Below are 16,580 nucleotides of genomic sequence, written 5' to 3'. Positions count from 1 at the left end.
GCTCGTCGTCGAAAGATGAATCTGTATATTACAGGTTCGTCGGCCTTTGCGACCGTACACCCCCGTTGTCTTCCATACCCGGCAGAAAGGCGTTCCCGTGGCTTCACACCGCCCAAGTAGTTCCCGAGGCAGGTACACCGCCCCCAATCTGGCGAATCACGGGGGCGCCAGGCCGCTTCATTCCCTCGGCTACACGGTGAGTCACAAACTGCGCACCACGATCGCGCTGGTGCTGGTCGCCGTGTTCGCCTTCGTCGCCACCGCGACGGGAGCCACTGCCAGCAATCTGTTCACTCTGATCAACGACAGCAAGACGGCGGTGCTGGGACAGTCGCATGTGAAAAGCAATCAGGTGGTCGATCCGAACGCGGGCAAGACCGTCAATATTCTCGTACTGGGTCAGGATACGCGTGAGGGTGAGGCGAACGCTGCGATCGGCGCCGGCGGCTCCGCGTCGGACCATCAGTCCGACACCGCCATGATCGTGCAGATCTCGGCCGACCGCAGCTATATCAACATCGTTTCCATTCCGCGTGATTCGATCGTCGACGTTCCGAGCTGCAACACGACCAACGGCACGGTGCCGGAACGCCATAACGCGCAGTTCAATTCGATCTTCGCACTGGGCTATTCGACCGGCGGCGACGTGGCATCCGCGGCCAGCTGCACGCTCAACGCGGTCAATTCGCTGACCGGACTGGACATCTCCCAGTTCGTGGTGGCCGACTTCGCCGGTCTGAGCTCTATGATCGACGCCGTGGGCGGCGTGGACATTTGCGTGAATCAGGATATGAAGGACGACACGACCGGCATCGATCTGACGCAGGGGCTGCATCATCTCGACGGTGTGGCGGCCACGCAGTACGCTCGCGTCCGTCATGTGGGCGACGGCACCGACATCATGCGCACAACCCGCCAGCAGTATCTGGTCAAGTCGCTGCTGCGCGAGGCATCAAGCAAGAATCTGTTCACCCAGACGAACCAGCTGTATCAGCTGGCCACGGCGGGCATCCAGTCCCTGAAGATGAGCGACGGCCTTGCTGACGCCGGCGTGCTGGTCGGCCTGGCCGCGGCCTTGAAGAACCTCGACACGTCTAAGATCTACGCGCAGACCGTCCCGGTGACCGAATGGGCACGCGATCGCAATCGTGTGGTGTGGACGAAGGACGCCGACACCCTGTGGAAGAAGCTCGCCGACAGCAAGCCACTGACCGTCGCCGACGACTCGAAGAACGACGACTCCTCGAATAATGATTCCTCGGACGCATCGTCGAGCACATCGAGCGCCACCCCGTCCGAGACGTCCTCCCCCACACCTTCCGAGTCGGCAAGCGATCAGCAGTCCGCCAATTCCGGCTCGTCCGCATCGGCCAGCGCCGATTCGACGCCCGATCCGGTGACCGGACTGATCACCAAAGCCGACGGCACACTGGTCGATCCGGATACGGGCGGCATCGTGGACCCGAAGACCGGAACCATCCGCGATCCCAACACCAGTCAGGCCATCGGCATCGCCGACGCCTATGTGAACAGCACGTTCTGTGCCGTTACTGAGAAGGAATAACCTTCACCGGCATCAGACCGGGCATTATGCGTCATAGTCAGGTGAGCACCGTATTCACCGCGAGAGGAGATTCATGAACGGCACGCCGGAAACCACGCCCCCGAGCTTCATACCCTCAGGGGCTCCGCGCCGCCGTTCCACGCCTTCTCAGGCCTCCGCCCAGCCGCAGTCCTTCCAGCCGCGTCGCAGCACCCCCAAGCGCGCCGAATCCCCGGCGGCGGAAGGCGCTGTGCCGCCGAGCTTCTCCCCCGTCGCCGCATCCCGCCGCGCCGAACCGCGTTCATCATCCGGTTCCGGCAACCGCATGGCCGACCGTTCCCAGAAGACCGCGGTCAACGGTGAGAGCGCACCATTCATCTCCCGTCGGGAGAGCAGGCTCCGACCCTTCACCCCCGAACCGTATCATCCCGCCGATCGTGGAATCCGTGAACGGCACGGCAACGATGCGCGAAACATGCAACGAACCGTCCGACCCCAACTGCACGGCATCGGACATGGCCGTACGCGAGCCATGGGGGCGCATCGCATTCGTCATCGTGCGCTGACGGTGTTGGCGGCGTTGCTGGTCGTGATCCTGGTGGCGATGATCGGTCTGGTCAACTGGGTCAACGGTCAGCTCACCCACAAGGACATGCTGTCGTCGATGGCCAACACCCCGGCCAGCACATGGCTGATCCTCGGCTCCGACGAACGTGACGGCACCGCGGGCACCGGTACCGAACAGGACGTGCCGGGATCCCGCACCGATTCGATTCTGGTGCTCACCCGTCCCAAGAGCGGTTCCAGTTCGTTGATCTCCATTCCCCGCGACTCCTACGTGACCGTGGACGGTCAGGACATGAAGATCAACGCCGTGGCCACGATGAGCGGATACAAGGCGCTCGTCGAGCAGGTGGAGGGCATCACCGGCATGAAGATCGACCATGTGGTGCAGATCGGCTTCGGCGGCGTGGAGAAGGTGGTCGATGCGATCGGCGGCGTGGAGCTGTGCTACGACAGTACGGTGAACGACGCCAACTCCGGTCTGGTATGGGAGGCCGGATGTCATCAGGCGGACGGCGGCACCGCATTGGCGTTCTCCCGCATGCGTTATTCGGATCCCACCGGCGATATCGGACGTGCGGCCCGTCAGCGTCAGGTCATCGCGGCCGTGGCGAAGAAGGCGTCCTCGCCCGCAGTACTCACCAACCCAGCCACCGTAAGCAAGCTCATGAAGGCCGGACTGTCCAGCCTCACCGTGGACGAGAAGACCGGTGCATTCGATCTGATCGGCATGGCACTGGCGTTCAAGGCCGCCACGGGGACCAAAGGCGTGACCGGCAGCGTCTACTACACAAACACCGACTACTATCCGAAGTCCGGAATCGGTTCGACGGTACTGCTCAACGAGTCGAAGAACACCGAACTGTTCAGCCAGCTCGAGGACGGCACCCATGATCCCGGCACGGTGGGAGGCATGTAACCCTTCCCTCCCCTACGCGGGCAATGTGCGCCGTCGTGCATTCACGTTGGCGCACATTGCCCGTTTTCTCTTGCGTCCGTATGCTCGGCCGGCCCAGACTCGGGTCATGGTTACCACACGACATACACGAGCCGGCTCTCGCACAGCAGGAGGCGACGGCTCGGGATTGCTGCTGCTGTCCATGATCGCACCGGTAGCAGGCCAGGCCATGATGCTGGTGATGATGATCATCGAACAACGATGGATGTTCGTCGGACTGATCGTACCCGGACTCATCGGCTGTCTGGCCTCGGCGCTGGCCAATATCGCGATGCGACGCCGAGCCAAAGCGAACGAGGAGAACGGCACGACGAACACCGGAACCGTTGCGTCCGGCAGCGGCTTCGGCACACCACCGGACGATCGCGACGCCGAAGCCGCACGGCGATGCGCAGCCATGCGCATGGAGCTTGAGGAGCTGCTCGGCGTGGAGGCAGGGGACATTCCTTCGGCGTGGAAGGCCATGGCCCGTCAGTGGGAGCGGTCTCGATGCGCGCAGGATCGCGGCGATCGGCGGCTGCTCGCCTCGCTGCACACCGTGCCCGTGGGCGTGAGTCCGACCGGTATATTCACGATCAACATGCCGAGGCAGGGACCGCACGCACTGGTCGCCGGCACCACGGGTTCGGGAAAATCGGTGCTGCTGGAATCATGGTGCCTGTCGTTGGCCGGCAGGTTCCCGCCGTCCATGCTGAACTTCGTGTTTCTGGACTTCAAGGGCGGTTCGGCATTCCGTGTGCTGCACCGGCTACCTCATACCGTCGGATTCGTGTCGGATCTTGATCTCAAGCACGCGGTCAGGGCGCTACGAGCCATGGAGCTGGAACTCAAACGACGTGAGATGATCGTCTCCCGTGCGCATGTGGCCGACGTCAACGAGCTAAAGCATCCTCCGGCACGTATCGTCGTGGTCATCGACGAGTTCCATGCGCTGAAACGCCAGCTGCCCGACTATCTGACCCAGCTGACCGCGCTGGCGGCGTTGGGTCGGTCCCTCGGCATGCATCTCATCGCCTGCACGCAGAATCCGCTCGGCCAGGTCAGCGGCGAGATGAAGGCGAACATCGGTCTTAACATCTGCCTGCGAGTGCGCGACCCCATGCAGTCGTCCGAGCTGCTCGGGTCCAAGGCGGCCTCGCTGATCAGCCCGCAGGCACCGGGCGTTGCGTTCGCCTACGGCGGAGAGGAACTGGAGGCCTTCCGATGCGCGGTCCCCGCCTCCAGTGAGGCGTTGACACGAGGGGCCCGGTGGGCATGCAGGTTCCTCGGCGAGCAGACCGCGTCACCGCTGTTCTCCCCGCCGCTGCCCCAGCGCATAGAGGCTAGGACCGAGACCGTCATCGTGGGCACGGAACCGGATGCGCCATTGCATATCGGCGTCGCCGACACCGGAGTCACGCTCGAACCGCTACTGCTGCCATTGGATCTGGGCAACATCGCGATCGTCGGATCGGGCCCGCGCGGCAAAACCACGATCCTGTCCGCGATCGCGCGGCTGCTGTCCGTACGCGACGGCGTTGACGTCACGATCACACATAAGACGGCGGACGGCTACGATACCGCGCATCCATCGGCGGATGGCAGCCAACGAGGCCCCTCCCCCGCCGCGGGGAGCCCACAGGTACGAGTCTGGCTGGTTGACGATGCTGATGAACTGCTCGATCCATTGGGACGTGGAACGGAGCACGACGATTTTCAGGAGGCGATCGCCGACCCCCACCGCACCGTGATATTCACGCTGAGCGCGGCACGCCATCTGCGGTTCCCCGATCACTGCGGCATACGTCTGGTGTTCCCCACCGGGGACCGCGCCATCGACATGATGGCCGGCGTGCCCGCACAGGCACTCGCCCAGTTCGACGGCGATGATGTGCGTGTTCCCGGACGAGCGATACTGCTTATGCAGGGTGCCGCCACGCCGGTGCAATGTCATGATTGCGTCCCATTCTGGTGAATCTTGCGTTCAGTTGCATAAAACCCTTGAAAAATCGTGCCATTCGTGGTTTGCTCATAGATGAGAGTTTTGTATTTCGTTTGGGATCGAGGACACCTATGAGCAGTGCATACGATTGGCGCGCGAAGGCCGCTTGCCGAGATAAGGACCCGGAGCTGTTCTTCCCCGTGGGCAACACCGGTGCCGCCTACCAACAGATCGAGGAAGCCAAGGCCGTCTGCCGCACCTGCAAAGTCATTGACGCCTGCCTGAAATGCGCCATGGACACCAACCAGGACTATGGCGTGTGGGGCGGTCTGAGCGAGGACGAGCGCCGCGCTCTGAAGCGTCGCGCCATGCGCGCGCGTCGTTCCGCGGCCCTGCAGATGCAGGCCTGACCGCTTCCGCATACGGGCATACGACATATACGGGAAAGGTCCTGTTCCAAACCCCCTGATCGGGGTTGGGAACAGGACCTTTTCGTATGTGCGGCCTATAGGAGGCGTTGCGTGACGGTCACTGTGCGGCGCGCAGCTTCATGTCGAGCACCACGCGGGTGCCGCCATCGCGTCGCGGCTCCCAGCGCACGGAACCGCCGAAGTCGTTCTTCACGAACGTGTTAATGATCTGCGTGCCGAGACCCGAACCGCTGGAGCGGGCCATGCCCTGATCGGATTCCGACGTGTAGCCGATGCCGTCGTCCTCCACCACGATGTTGAGGCTGCTGCCACCACGCCCCACGGAGATCCACACGTTGCCCTCGGTACGACCCTGGAAGCCGTGCTCCACGGCGTTGGTGACAAGCTCGGTGAGCACCAGGGACAGCGGCGTGGCGTCCTGGGCGGGCATCATGCCGAACTTGCCCAGATACGAGATGCGGATGTGCTGGTCCTTGCTGGTGGCGAGGTCCACGCTCATGCGCAGCAGGTCGGCGATCACCTTGTCGAAGTCGACGATCTCGTCGGCAGTCTGGCTCAGGCCCTCGTGCACCACGGCGATGGTCTCCACGCGGCGCATGGCCTCCTCAAGCTCGGACTTGACCTCGGGGGACTTGGTGCGGCGCGCCTGCAGACGCAGCAGTGCGGACACGGCCTGCAGATTGTTCTTCACACGGTGATGGATCTCGGCGATCGCCGCGTCCTTGGTCTCCAGCTCCTTCTCGCGGCGACGGACCTCGGTCACGTCTCGGCAGAGCACTACGGCGCCGGTACGGCCGTGGGGGCCAAAGAAGGGCATGGAACGCAGGGACACCGTGGAGCGATTGGCGTTGATCTCCGAATCGACGGCGGCCTTGCCGGCGAGCACAAGCGGAAGCGTCTCCGGCAGCATGTCGTTCTCATGGATCAGCGACGTGCCGATCTGGGAGAGGGACTGCCCCTCCATGACGCCGATGGATCCGAGACGGCGGAAGCAGCTGATCGCGTTCGGGGAGGCGTATTCGACGATGCCGTCCTCGCTGAGCACGATGAAGCCGTCGGACACGCGGGCATTGTGGCGCTGGTTGAGGATGGCGTCGCGGTAGGGGAAGGTGCCGGCGGGGATCATCTCGAACAGGTTCTTGCCCGCCGCGATACTTTCCGACTCGTACCGGCCGTTGAGCATGCGGGTGGCCATGTTGGTCTCGCGGACCACCACGCCCAGCACCTTGCCCTCACGGCGCACCGGTGCGTAGACGTCGCACACCGTGGTGTTGCCGACGGCACGGTAGTGATCGAGTCGCGAGATCTTCTGCTCGGTCATGGCCTTGGAGATCGCGCGGGCGTCCTCGCCTTCGATCGTCGAGCCGACCATGTCTTCGAATCGCACCGACATGACGGTGGAGGGACGGCACTGTCCGGCCACGACGTACTGGCCATTCGCACCGGGCAGCACCAGCAGCAGGTCGGCGAAGCTCAGGTCGGCGATGACCTGCCAGTCGGCGACGAGGTGATGCAGCCATTCACGATCCGCATCGTCGAAATCCGGATTATTCGCTACAAGATGTGAAAAATCAACCATGATACTTATGCTAGCGGGTAGTCGGGGGAAAACGGGGGCCGACACGGCTCCGACACCGTTCCGCCGCATATCGAACGACGGTATTGACACAGAAGCTACGGTGGCGTAAGTTACGGTGTCGTAGGTAATGGCGAAAGGAGACCCATGGCGAAGCAGTCGGCCGGGGGCACGGTCAGAACGCAGAAGGTTTCCGGCAATCGGATGGCACCGACCAACGACCTGCCCGACCCCGAACAGCTGGAACGCACACGCAAGGCGGTGCGCGAGGCGTACCTCAAGGAACGACAGGCCAAGGCCGACGAGGTACGGGCACACGCCAAGGCCAAGGCGGACCGCGTCATCGCCAAGGGCGAGCTCAAGGCGCAGCGCATCATGGACAAGGCGCACGGCATTCGCAAGGTAAGGCTTGACGTGCACGGCCGCCCGAAGCCGATGATGCGTGGATGGATCCACGCCTTCGCCACACCGCTGGCGCTGGCCGCGGGCATCGTGCTCATCTGCCTGTCCCCCACGGCGCAGCTCAAGTGGGCGTGTGCGGCGTTCATGACCTGCTCGCTGATCCTGTTTGGCAACTCGGCCATCTATCATCTGGGAGACTGGTCCCCCAAGGTCACCGACGTGCTGCGCCGCATCGACCACGTCAACATCTTCCTGCTCATCGCAGGCACGTACACGCCGGTCTCGTTCGCGCTCGAACCGTTCTGGAGGAATCTGATCCTCGGCAGCATATGGTCGTGCACGCTGGTCGCGCTGCTCATTCACGTGGTGTGGATCTCCGCGCCACGCTGGCTGTACACCATCGTGTACATCATCTTCGGCGTGTCCGGGGCCGCGTTCCTCGGGCTGTTCTGGATCTCCCCCCATGCGGGGCCGGTGGTCGTCTGGCTCATCGTGGCGGGAGGCATCTGCTATATCGCCGGCGCCATCGTCTACGGCCTGCGCAAACCGGACCCGTGGCCCAAGGTCTTCGGCTTCCACGAGATCTTCCACTGCGGCACCGTGGCCGGATACGCCTGCCACATGGTCGCCATCTACTTCGTGATCGTCAGCATCATGCTGGCGCAATGAGACGTGCGCTGCGGCTTTTTACAAAGGCACATGAAAAAGGGACGTTCCCACACGGGGAACGTCCCTTTTTCAGACGAGAAGCGAACTCACTCGTCGCCGAGCGGCTTGGCGGCCTTGACGGTCACCTTGATCTCACGACCGTTGGGAGCCTTGTAGCTCACCGTGTCGCCGACGCTGGCGCCCATGACGGCGGCGCCGATCGGGGATTCGGGGCTGATGATGTCGTAGTCGGTGGCGGCGGCCAGATCGTGCGCGCCGAGCACGTACACCATCTCGTTGCCCATGAGATCGAGCGTGACCAGCGAACCGTTGCCGACCTTGCCCTCCGGCGGGGCCTGCAGGATCTTGGCGTCGCGCAGCTTGACGGTCAGCTCCTCGATGCGTCCCTGATTCTTGCGCTGGGCCTCGCGGGCGGCCTGATAGCCGCCGTTCTCGCTCAGATCGCCCTCGGCACGGGCAGCGGCCACCTTGGCGATAATCTCGTCGTGCAGCTTGCCTTCGCGGTACTGCAGCTCCTCCTGGAGCTTGTCGTATGCCTCCTGCGTGAGCAGCAGGACCTTATCGTCTGCCATATGTGAAACCTCCTGGATCACAGGTCATTGTTATCGCCGTTGTCGTCCGCCCTCCGCGGGCGGCAGTCGACGTCAGCGAGTGGAGATGATGTCGATCACGAACACCAGCGTGTCGCCGCCGCCGATGCCGGCCTGCGGGACGCCACGGGAGCCATAGCCGTACTCCGGCGGGATGGACACGACCAGACGGGAGCCGACGTTGTGGCCCGGAACGGTCTGATCCCAGCCCTTGATGACCTGGCCGACGCCGATGCCGAAGCTGGCCGGCGTATGACGCTCGAAGCTGGAGTCGAACGGGGTCTGCTTGCCCCACACCACACCGTGGTAGTTCACGGTCACGGTGTCGCCCTTGCGGACCACAGGGCCGTCGCCCTCGATGATCTCAACGCTCTTGAGGCCCTTGGGCGCGGTCTCGGTCGGGAACTCGATCTCCGGCTTGGCGCCGAACTCGGCGTTCACCTTGGGCATGGTCGAATCGCTCATCTGTCACTCCTTACACGAATATGTGGGCACGCCCGACCGGCATACGGACAAGCGTGGCATATAACCGTTAAACGTATACGCAGTCGGAGACAGTTGCAAGCATCGCCTCACCAGACGAACGCATAGCGAACGCGACAGCGAACACGGAACGTACGGAGGCCGATCGGCGAGTGCGGTCAGTACAGCATGGCATAGAACTGCCACAGATAGAAGACGCCCAGTGCCGCGAGCGCGAGCATGACGATGCCGAGAACGATCGTCGCGGTCCGCCGCCGCGCCAGGCGCCTGCCGAACAGCGCGGCAAACGCGTACGACACCAGTCCGACGATCACGCAGTTGAACACGATGGCCCAGAGGTCTCCGCGGGAGATGGGGTCGATGCCCGCCGGTTCAAGGACCGAATTGATGAACGTGGGGTAGAGCAGCCCGCCCCAGACGCCGAACGACAGACCACCGATCACCGCATAGCAGATGGGGGCTCGGCGCTCGGAGAAGTTGTGCGCAAGATTGTCGGCCATCCACAGGAATGCGAATCCGAGGACGAGCACGAACAGCACGGCGAGCATGCACGCCACGGCAATCCATGGGATGAGCGCAAACGCGCCGGACGCCATGGAGATGATCATCGGCGCGCCTATGATTTCGCACACGCACATCACGCCGGCAGCGATGATGGCCTGGGTGAGTATGAGCGGCAGGGTCTTCGCTTCCCCCGCGGCGTGCGATGACGCCTTCGATGAGTGGGCGGCATTCCGTGCCGCAGTCTGTGAGATGGTTCCATTCTGTCGAGTCATGCGCATCATGGTGCCACGCGTTTCGAAAAACCACGTTACGAACGGGCACCGATGACCGTATGGCGGACGCCATTTGCGAAACAGTGCCCCCGGCGGGACTCGAACCCGCAAGCCGAAGCGGCTGATTTTAAGTCAGCTGCGTATACCGATTTCGCCACGGGGGCACGCCGGCAAAATGCCGACTTGGCTATTATGCCACGATCCGGGACGAGAATGCGCACCCGCCCCGGAAAAAATCATCGTGCCGTCGCACGGTGTCGTCGCATCACCGTGCGGACAACATCATCGTGCGGACAACGTTCTACGACCCAGATCCAGAACGATGCCGTCAAGCAGTCCGTGCTCGCTGGTCACGTAGGAGTTGAGCACGCGGCCGGTATGGTCGTGCACCGCGTCGCCGATGCGGTTAAGCACGCGGTTCCACACCAGCGCGCCGCCGCCGATCACGTCGATGCGGCCGGGGTGGATGACCGGATACTCACGGCGTTCGTCGCGGGTCATGGTCAGCACCTTGTCGCACGTGGAGCAGGCGTCGGCAAAGCCGATCACCGCGCCGTCCACGGCGTCACGATCGTATTCCCGGAGGCCGAGCGCGATGCCGGTCATGGTGGTAACCGTGCCGGACACGCCGATCAGCGTGCCGGTCCTCCACGCCGGAACCTTCTCGAACGCCTCGTCGATGTGCTCGTCGATGTCGGCGACCGCCTGATCGATCTCGTCTCGAGTGGGCGGGTCGCTGAGCAGATGACGTTCGCTCATGCGCACCGAACCGATGTTCATGGAGAACGCCGCAGCCACCTGATCGCTCGGCGTGTCCACGCCGTCGCCGCCGATGACCATCTCCGTGGAGCCGCCGCCAAGATCGATCACCGTGTACGGTGCGGGCGGCAGCTGGTCGCCGAACTGGGTGTGCAGCACCGACGTGGCGCCAAGGAAGCTCAGGCGGGCCTCCTCCGTGCCGGGGATCACGTCGGGACGTACACCGAGGCGCTTTTCCACCTCACTCTCGAACTCCTTGCGGTTCTCGGCGTCGCGCGTGGCGGACGTGGCCACGAACCGCAATGCATCGACCGGATGCTCCCTGAGCACGTCGGCGAATTCGTCGATGGCGCGGTAGGTGCGTTCCAGCGCGTCGTCGGCGAAACGGTGCGTCTTGTCGACGTCCTGCCCGAGTCGGACCACGCGCATGATGCGGGGCACCTCGACGTGCATGCCGTGCTCCCCCACCGTGGCGACCATGAGCCGGATCGAATTCGTACCGCAGTCGATACCTGCGACCCGTACCTCATGTACATCACTCATCGTGCATCATCCTTTCCGTCGTTCTCCCCTTCGGCGGCACCGTACGGCACCGCGCACCGGCACACGTTCGGGTCGAACTGCGCCTTGACGCGACGCAGCACGTCGTCGGCCACCGGGTTCACACCCTCGCCCATGACCAGCGCCTGACCGGTCAGCGCATGCAGGCACTTGACGCGCACGGGCATGCCGCCGGCGCTGATGCCTTCGATATGGCTCTCGTCATCGCCCAGACGTTCGGCCAGCTGATGGCGGAACTCGAGGTACATCTCATGCGCGCGTTCGTAGGCGGCCTTCGTGTCGGGATCGTCCTGCACCTGACGTGTGTATTCCACCATGTCGCCATCCGCCTCCAGACGCGACACGGCCTTCACGGCCTCCGGCGAGGTGAGATAGCAGGCGGTGGGGAACGGGATGCGTCCCTCGACCAGCGGACGCGTGATCACGGCCAGCGGATTGCCGCACACGCAGCGGGCACCGACCGCGACCATGCCGCGGGGGAAACGCCCCAGCTGACGCTGGACCACGTCGATGTCGCGCTGGTCGAGCCCCTCGCCCAGTCGATCCTGCAGAATAGCCGTCACCTTGCGGATGTCGTCGTTGTTCATTGACCTTCCTTCGTGTTGTTGGACGTGTTCTTGGAGTCGGTGCCGTTCGTGCCGTTGGAGTCGGTGTTTTGAGATTCCGACGTGTTTTTGGAGCCGTTCTTCGAGGACCCCTCGTCGGCCTTGCTCAGCGACGAGAACATGTCCTTGTACCATGGCTTGGTCTGCTCCGTGGTCGAGGCAGAGGTCTTGTCCCCTCCCGTCGCGGCGCCGCCGGTCACGGCCTCGGGATGCAGCACCCGTACCGAACGCTCGCCGGGAAAAACGAATCCCAGCCGTTCACGGGCCTGCGCGGTGACGTAGGCGTCGTCGTCCCAACGCTTGATGTCGTTCTCCAGCTCGGCCTTCTTGGCCACCAGAGCGGCCTCCTGGTTGCGTAGCGAATTGAGCTCCGCCAGATTCAGCGCATACGTATGGAAGGTGGACAGCAGCTGAATCGAACCGAGGATAACGATGATCACGGCGATGAAGAACGTCAGCGGCATGCTTGATGTGCGGGAGACGGAACCGGACTTTCCTTTGGGCTTGGGTGTTGGCTTCCGATTCGCGGATTTTGCGATTTTCGAGGTTTTGTCGCCCTTGCCTCTGCTCTTGGCGGTCTTGGCCCCTTTCCCGCCGCGGGGGGTCGTCGTGGCACCCGGTTTGTTCATAGCTATGAAAATACCCGCCGCATTCGACGAGGAATGCGGCGGGCATATGCCATGCGTCAACGTCTGTTCAGGCGCTAGGCCCATTCAGGCGTGATGCCGGTGAAGGGCATCGCTCAGGCAGCGATGTACTTCTTGCAGGCCTTGAAGGCGCTGTAGCCGGCGTACTGAGCGGTGGAGCCGAGCTCCTCCTCGATCTCGAGCAGGCGGTTGTACTTGGCGATGCGCTCGCCACGGGCCGGAGCACCGGTCTTGATCTGACGGGTGTTCTTGGCGACGGCCAGATCGGAGATGGTGGTGTCCGGGGTCTCGCCGGAACGGTGGGACACCATGGAGGTGTAGCCGTTGGCGGTGGCCAGCTCGATGGCGTCGAGGGTCTCGGTCACGGTGCCGATCTGGTTGAGCTTCACCAGCAGGGAGTTGGCGGCGCCCATGTCGATGGCCTTCTGCAGACGCTTCGGGTTGGTGACCAGCAGGTCGTCACCGACGAACTGCAGACGATCGCCGAGGCGGGCGGTGATGGCGGCCCAGTCTTCCCAGCCCTCTTCCTGGAACGGATCCTCGATGGAGACGATCGGGTACTCGTTGATCAGGTTCTCGTAGTAGTCCAGCATGTAGGCGGACTCGCGGTCCTCACCGTCGAAGTGGTACTTGCCGGTCTCCTTGTTGTAGAACTCGGAGGAGGCCACGTCGAGGGAGATACCGATCTGCTTGCCGGGCTCGTAGCCGGCGGCGGAGATGGCGTCCATGATGTACTTGATGGAGTCCTCGTTGGACTTCATCTTCGGAGCGAAGCCACCCTCGTCGCCGAGGCCGGTGGCCAGGCCTTCCTTCTTCAGGACGTTCTTCAGGGTGTGGTACACCTCGACACCAGCGCGCAGAGCGTCGCTGTAGGTCTCGAAGCCGTACGGGGAGATCATGTACTCCTGGATGTCGGTGGCGAAGTCGGCGTGAGCGCCACCGTTCATGATGTTCATGTTCGGCACCGGCAGGATGTGGCCGTTGGTGCCGCCGATGTAGCGGTACAGCGGCTGGTCGGTGGACTCGGCGGAAGCGTACAGAGCGGCCAGGGAGACACCCAGGATGGCGTTGGCGCCCAGCTTGCCCTTGTTCGGGGTGCCGTCGAGCTCGATCATGGTCTCGTCGAGAGCACGCTGATCGGCAGCGTCCATGCCGATGACAGCCGGAGCGATGACCTCGTTGACGGCCTTGACGGCGTCGAGAACACCCTTGCCCTGGTAGACGGACTTGTCGCCATCGCGACGCTCCCAAGCCTCGGCCTCACCAGTGGAGGCACCGGAGGGAACGAGGCCCAGACCCTGGGCGCCGTCCTCGGTGTCGAGGACGACCTCAACGGTCGGGTTGCCGCGGGAATCGAGAATCTGGCGAGCGTAAACGCTTTCAATTGCTGCCACAACTACTCCTTAAGACAAAATGTTGTGCTGACGAACACTAAGCGTAATGCCTTTTATGGACGAAGGACGATGTTCCATCAGCGTGTTTTCCAAAATGCGGCGTGGCGCGCCCATCGGTGGAACGCCGCGCATGGGCGCGCTCACGAATCGACTTCGTGCAGTTCCACGCCCCTGACGCTCACCTTGGCCATGATCAGCGCGACGATCAGACCGACGACGGCGAGAGCGACGAACACCGCCATGGAATGGGAGAACGCCTGCAGATACGCCTCGCCGCGCCCGGCGCCGGACGCCGTCGCGCCTGCCGCGAACTCGGTGATCAGCGTGCTGGCGACCGCCGTGCCGATGGCGCCGGCGAGCTGCTGCACCGTATTGAGCACCGCCGAGCCATCGGCGTTCATGCGCATGGGCAGCTGGTTGAGCGTGTGCGTCTGGTCGGGCACCAGCACGAAGCTGGCGCCGCCCATGAACATCAAGTAGAACACGGCCACGGCCCAGATGGACCCGGCCAGCATCAGCGCCACATTCACCACGGCGAGCGCCACGAATCCGCAGATGATGAACTTGGGCGGGTAGTGCTTCTTGAGCAGGGCGCCGATCAGCGGGGCGCCGACCGCGCCGATCACGGCGCCGGGCAGCAGGATCAGCGCCGAGACCATGCTGGATTCGCCGTAGCCGCGCTGCAGCAGGATCGGCAGCAGGAAGTTCACGCCGAGCACGGTGCCGCTGCTCAGGAGGATGATGAAAATGCCGAGCGTGAAGCCCGGATGGGCGAAGGTGCGCACCTCCACCAGCGGACGTTCCATACGCAGCTGCATCCGTGTGAACACGGCGAGCGCGACGATTGCGACGGCGAGTGTGGCCCAGACCCTCCAGTCGCCGTGCCATTCGGAGAAGAAGCTGACGGCGACGATGATGCCGCTGAGTCCGATGGCGGCGAGCAGCAGCGAGGGGATGCTGATGGTGCCGCCGTCTGCGGGTTTGCGGATGTCGGGGACGGTGGCGATGCCCATGATCAGCGAGAGTGCGAGGAATGGCAGCATGATGATGAAGATCCAGTGCCAGTTGAGGTATTCCATGACCACGCCGCCGAAGACGGGGCCGATGGCGGGGGCCGCGCAGGTGACGAGGCTGACCAGGCCAAGCATCATGCCTCGCTGGTCGAACGGCGCCTTTTCGAGGATGATTGTGGTGAGCAATGGCAGGGATACGCCGGTGCCGAGCGCCATGACGAGTCGCGCGGCGAGCAGCATGGGGAAGTTCGCTGCGAGCGCGCCGAACAGGGTGCCGGCGGAGAAGATCGCGACGGCGGTGACGAACAGCGCCTTGGTGGGGAATCGTCGTACCAGGAATGGCGAGCTGGGGATGGCGACGGCGAGGAGGAGCAGGTAGCCGGTGGTGAGCCATTGCACGACCGATGCGGAGATGGCGAATTCCTCCATGAGCGCCGAGTAGGCGATGTTGAGGGAGGTTTCGGAGAGGATGCCGAGGAAGGTGAGCAGGGCGAGGGCCACTACGGTGACGATGAGGCCTCCGCCGGCGCTGCGGCGTCCGGGTTCGTCGGCATTGCCCGTCGTGGGCGTGACGGCGTGGGCTGTTGTTGGTTCGGTCATCGCTGGTCCTTTCCGCGTTGGTCGTTCCGGTCGTTCTGCATGAGTCGCAGGGCGGTGTGTAGGGTGCGCACGGTGGTGTCGCATTGTTCCGGGGTGAGGCTGTGCAATACGGCGACGAGTCGGGCGTGGTATTGCTCGACGTAGGTGCGTCGGCAGTCGAGTCCCCGCTCGGTGAGGGTGAGGGTGACCGCTCGCCGGTCGCTGTCCGAGGAGTGTTTTTCGGCCAGTCCGAGGCGGACGAGTTCGTTGACGAGCTTGGTGACGCTGGGGGTGGTGACGTCGAGGAATGCGCTGACGTCGCCGACCCTGGCCGCGGGCGTCTGTTGCCCGGCAGCGGCGTTGATGTGCCAGATCGCGTCGATGACGTGGATGTGGCGTGGTTTCATGCCATGCGGGAGTTCCGGTAGAAGCTCGGTGATGCGCTTGGCCTTCCAGCAGGCGTCGAGCAGTCGGCGGATGTCCTCGGCGTTCAGCGGACCGTCGTGAGGCGTGTCGCAGTCCACGTTCTTCCTTTCCTTAGGTAATTACGTATAGTTATTACTATTGGTAAGTATATGATCGACGTGGACACGCCGTATATGGCGTGCCCCATGGTGTTCGTGCCATCACGCAGGTCTCATGCGGCCATGTTCGGTCAGAGTCGGTTCGGCTCCTCAATGGAGAACCGAGCCTCGCCAAGCACAGCCACGGGGCGTACGCCCATCAGCGAATTGGTGGCGTAGCAGGCGTCGAAGTCGCCGAGATCGTCGGGCCGGATGTGCGCCTCCACCGCACGATGCATCTCGCAGACGCGCTGGCGCACGGTGCCGGGCAGCAGGCCGCATTCGACGGCCGGGGTATACCAGCGTCCGTCCCTGACAAAGAACAGGTTCGCGTTGGTGGCCTCGCACACCTCGCCCCGGGAGTTGAGGAACACCGCTCCGTCGAATCCCCGTTCGCGCGCCTTGCGGAATTCGAGGATGTTGTCGCCCTGGTTGAGGGTCTTGTGGTAGGTCAGCGGGGAGCGTTCGTTACGCCGCGACTCGCACCATTCAAGACGCAGGGCGTGGCCCGGCTCCCAGTCGTCGTNNGNGNTGGCCGGCTCCTAC

The 16,580-nt window shown here is 63.7% G+C and carries 16 protein-coding genes and 1 tRNA gene; 5 read left to right on the top strand and 12 right to left on the bottom strand.

Going from position 1 to position 16,580, the window contains the following annotated elements:
* Window positions 1-196: 196 nt before the first annotated feature.
* The 4 genes from Tam10B_RS11965 (at window position 197) to Tam10B_RS11950 (ending at window position 5,396) form a co-directional block, all read left to right on the top strand.
* Entirely contained in the window at window positions 197-1,564 is a 1,368-nt protein-coding gene (locus Tam10B_RS11965; protein ID WP_233133717.1) for an LCP family protein, read from the top strand.
* 73 nt (window positions 1,565-1,637) lie between these two features.
* Window positions 1,638-3,026, top strand: a complete 1,389-nt coding sequence (locus Tam10B_RS11960; protein ID WP_093961471.1) for an LCP family protein — start codon at window positions 1,638-1,640, stop codon at window positions 3,024-3,026.
* 106 nt (window positions 3,027-3,132) lie between these two features.
* Window positions 3,133-5,019, top strand: coding sequence for an FtsK/SpoIIIE domain-containing protein (locus Tam10B_RS11955; RefSeq protein WP_158214215.1), 1,887 nt, complete (start codon window positions 3,133-3,135; stop codon window positions 5,017-5,019).
* A 98-nt stretch (window positions 5,020-5,117) separates the two neighbouring features.
* Complete coding sequence (locus Tam10B_RS11950; RefSeq protein WP_093961469.1) at window positions 5,118-5,396, top strand: WhiB family transcriptional regulator; 279 nt, start codon at window positions 5,118-5,120, stop codon at window positions 5,394-5,396.
* A gap of 118 nt (window positions 5,397-5,514) precedes the next feature.
* Here the strand turns inward: Tam10B_RS11950 and Tam10B_RS11945 are convergent, their stop codons facing one another.
* The gene (locus Tam10B_RS11945) at window positions 5,515-6,996 is read right to left on the bottom strand and encodes a sensor histidine kinase (protein WP_093961468.1); all 1,482 of its coding nucleotides are present in this window, start codon (window positions 6,994-6,996) and stop codon (window positions 5,515-5,517) included.
* Window positions 6,997-7,197: 201 nt separating this feature from the next.
* On the opposite strand from Tam10B_RS11945, the gene trhA reads away from it, so the two are divergent.
* Window positions 7,198-8,064: a PAQR family membrane homeostasis protein TrhA gene (gene trhA, locus Tam10B_RS11940; protein ID WP_093961509.1), complete on the top strand. Its 867-nt coding sequence runs from the start codon at window positions 7,198-7,200 to the stop codon at window positions 8,062-8,064.
* A gap of 86 nt (window positions 8,065-8,150) precedes the next feature.
* Here the strand turns inward: trhA and Tam10B_RS11935 are convergent, their stop codons facing one another.
* The 11 genes from Tam10B_RS11935 to Tam10B_RS11885 all read right to left on the bottom strand — a co-directional run bounded on the left by Tam10B_RS11935 (window position 8,151) and on the right by Tam10B_RS11885 (window position 16,534).
* Window positions 8,151-8,636, bottom strand: coding sequence for a GreA/GreB family elongation factor (locus Tam10B_RS11935; RefSeq protein WP_093961467.1), 486 nt, complete (start codon window positions 8,634-8,636; stop codon window positions 8,151-8,153).
* Window positions 8,637-8,708: 72 nt separating this feature from the next.
* Window positions 8,709-9,119 (bottom strand): FKBP-type peptidyl-prolyl cis-trans isomerase, encoded by a 411-nt coding sequence (locus Tam10B_RS11930; RefSeq protein WP_093961466.1) that lies wholly within the window; start codon window positions 9,117-9,119, stop codon window positions 8,709-8,711.
* A 176-nt stretch (window positions 9,120-9,295) separates the two neighbouring features.
* Complete coding sequence (locus tag Tam10B_RS11925) at window positions 9,296-9,913, bottom strand: 4-hydroxybenzoate polyprenyltransferase (RefSeq protein WP_143248651.1); 618 nt, start codon at window positions 9,911-9,913, stop codon at window positions 9,296-9,298.
* An 84-nt stretch (window positions 9,914-9,997) separates the two neighbouring features.
* Window positions 9,998-10,077: transfer RNA gene (locus Tam10B_RS11920), tRNA-Leu, on the bottom strand.
* Window positions 10,078-10,195: 118 nt separating this feature from the next.
* Window positions 10,196-11,215 carry a Ppx/GppA phosphatase family protein gene (locus tag Tam10B_RS11915; RefSeq protein ID WP_093961464.1) on the bottom strand — a complete coding sequence of 340 codons (1,020 nt, stop codon included), beginning with the start codon at window positions 11,213-11,215 and terminating at the stop codon, window positions 10,196-10,198.
* Window positions 11,212-11,820 (bottom strand): DUF501 domain-containing protein, encoded by a 609-nt coding sequence (locus Tam10B_RS11910; protein WP_093961463.1) that lies wholly within the window; start codon window positions 11,818-11,820, stop codon window positions 11,212-11,214. The genes Tam10B_RS11915 and Tam10B_RS11910 overlap by 4 nt, the downstream gene beginning before the upstream one ends.
* Window positions 11,817-12,467 carry an FtsB family cell division protein gene (locus tag Tam10B_RS11905; RefSeq protein ID WP_093961462.1) on the bottom strand — a complete coding sequence of 217 codons (651 nt, stop codon included), beginning with the start codon at window positions 12,465-12,467 and terminating at the stop codon, window positions 11,817-11,819. The genes Tam10B_RS11910 and Tam10B_RS11905 overlap by 4 nt, the downstream gene beginning before the upstream one ends.
* Window positions 12,468-12,580: 113 nt before the next feature.
* Window positions 12,581-13,879 carry a phosphopyruvate hydratase gene (gene eno, locus Tam10B_RS11900; RefSeq protein ID WP_093961461.1) on the bottom strand — a complete coding sequence of 433 codons (1,299 nt, stop codon included), beginning with the start codon at window positions 13,877-13,879 and terminating at the stop codon, window positions 12,581-12,583.
* Window positions 13,880-14,019: 140 nt separating this feature from the next.
* Complete coding sequence (locus tag Tam10B_RS11895) at window positions 14,020-15,492, bottom strand: DHA2 family efflux MFS transporter permease subunit (protein WP_093961460.1); 1,473 nt, start codon at window positions 15,490-15,492, stop codon at window positions 14,020-14,022.
* Window positions 15,489-15,995: a MarR family winged helix-turn-helix transcriptional regulator gene (locus Tam10B_RS11890; protein WP_233133716.1), complete on the bottom strand. Its 507-nt coding sequence runs from the start codon at window positions 15,993-15,995 to the stop codon at window positions 15,489-15,491. Before Tam10B_RS11890 ends, Tam10B_RS11895 begins: the two co-directional genes overlap by 4 nt.
* A 131-nt stretch (window positions 15,996-16,126) precedes the next feature.
* The gene (locus Tam10B_RS11885; protein ID WP_093961459.1) at window positions 16,127-16,534 is read right to left on the bottom strand and encodes an aminotransferase class IV; all 408 of its coding nucleotides are present in this window, start codon (window positions 16,532-16,534) and stop codon (window positions 16,127-16,129) included.
* Window positions 16,535-16,580 lie beyond the last annotated feature (46 nt).

Origin of the sequence: Bifidobacterium vansinderenii, from assembly GCF_002234915.1 — a bacterium.
GTDB lineage: Bacteria > Actinomycetota > Actinomycetes > Actinomycetales > Bifidobacteriaceae > Galliscardovia > Galliscardovia vansinderenii.
This window is presented reverse-complemented; position numbering and strand designations above follow the sequence as displayed.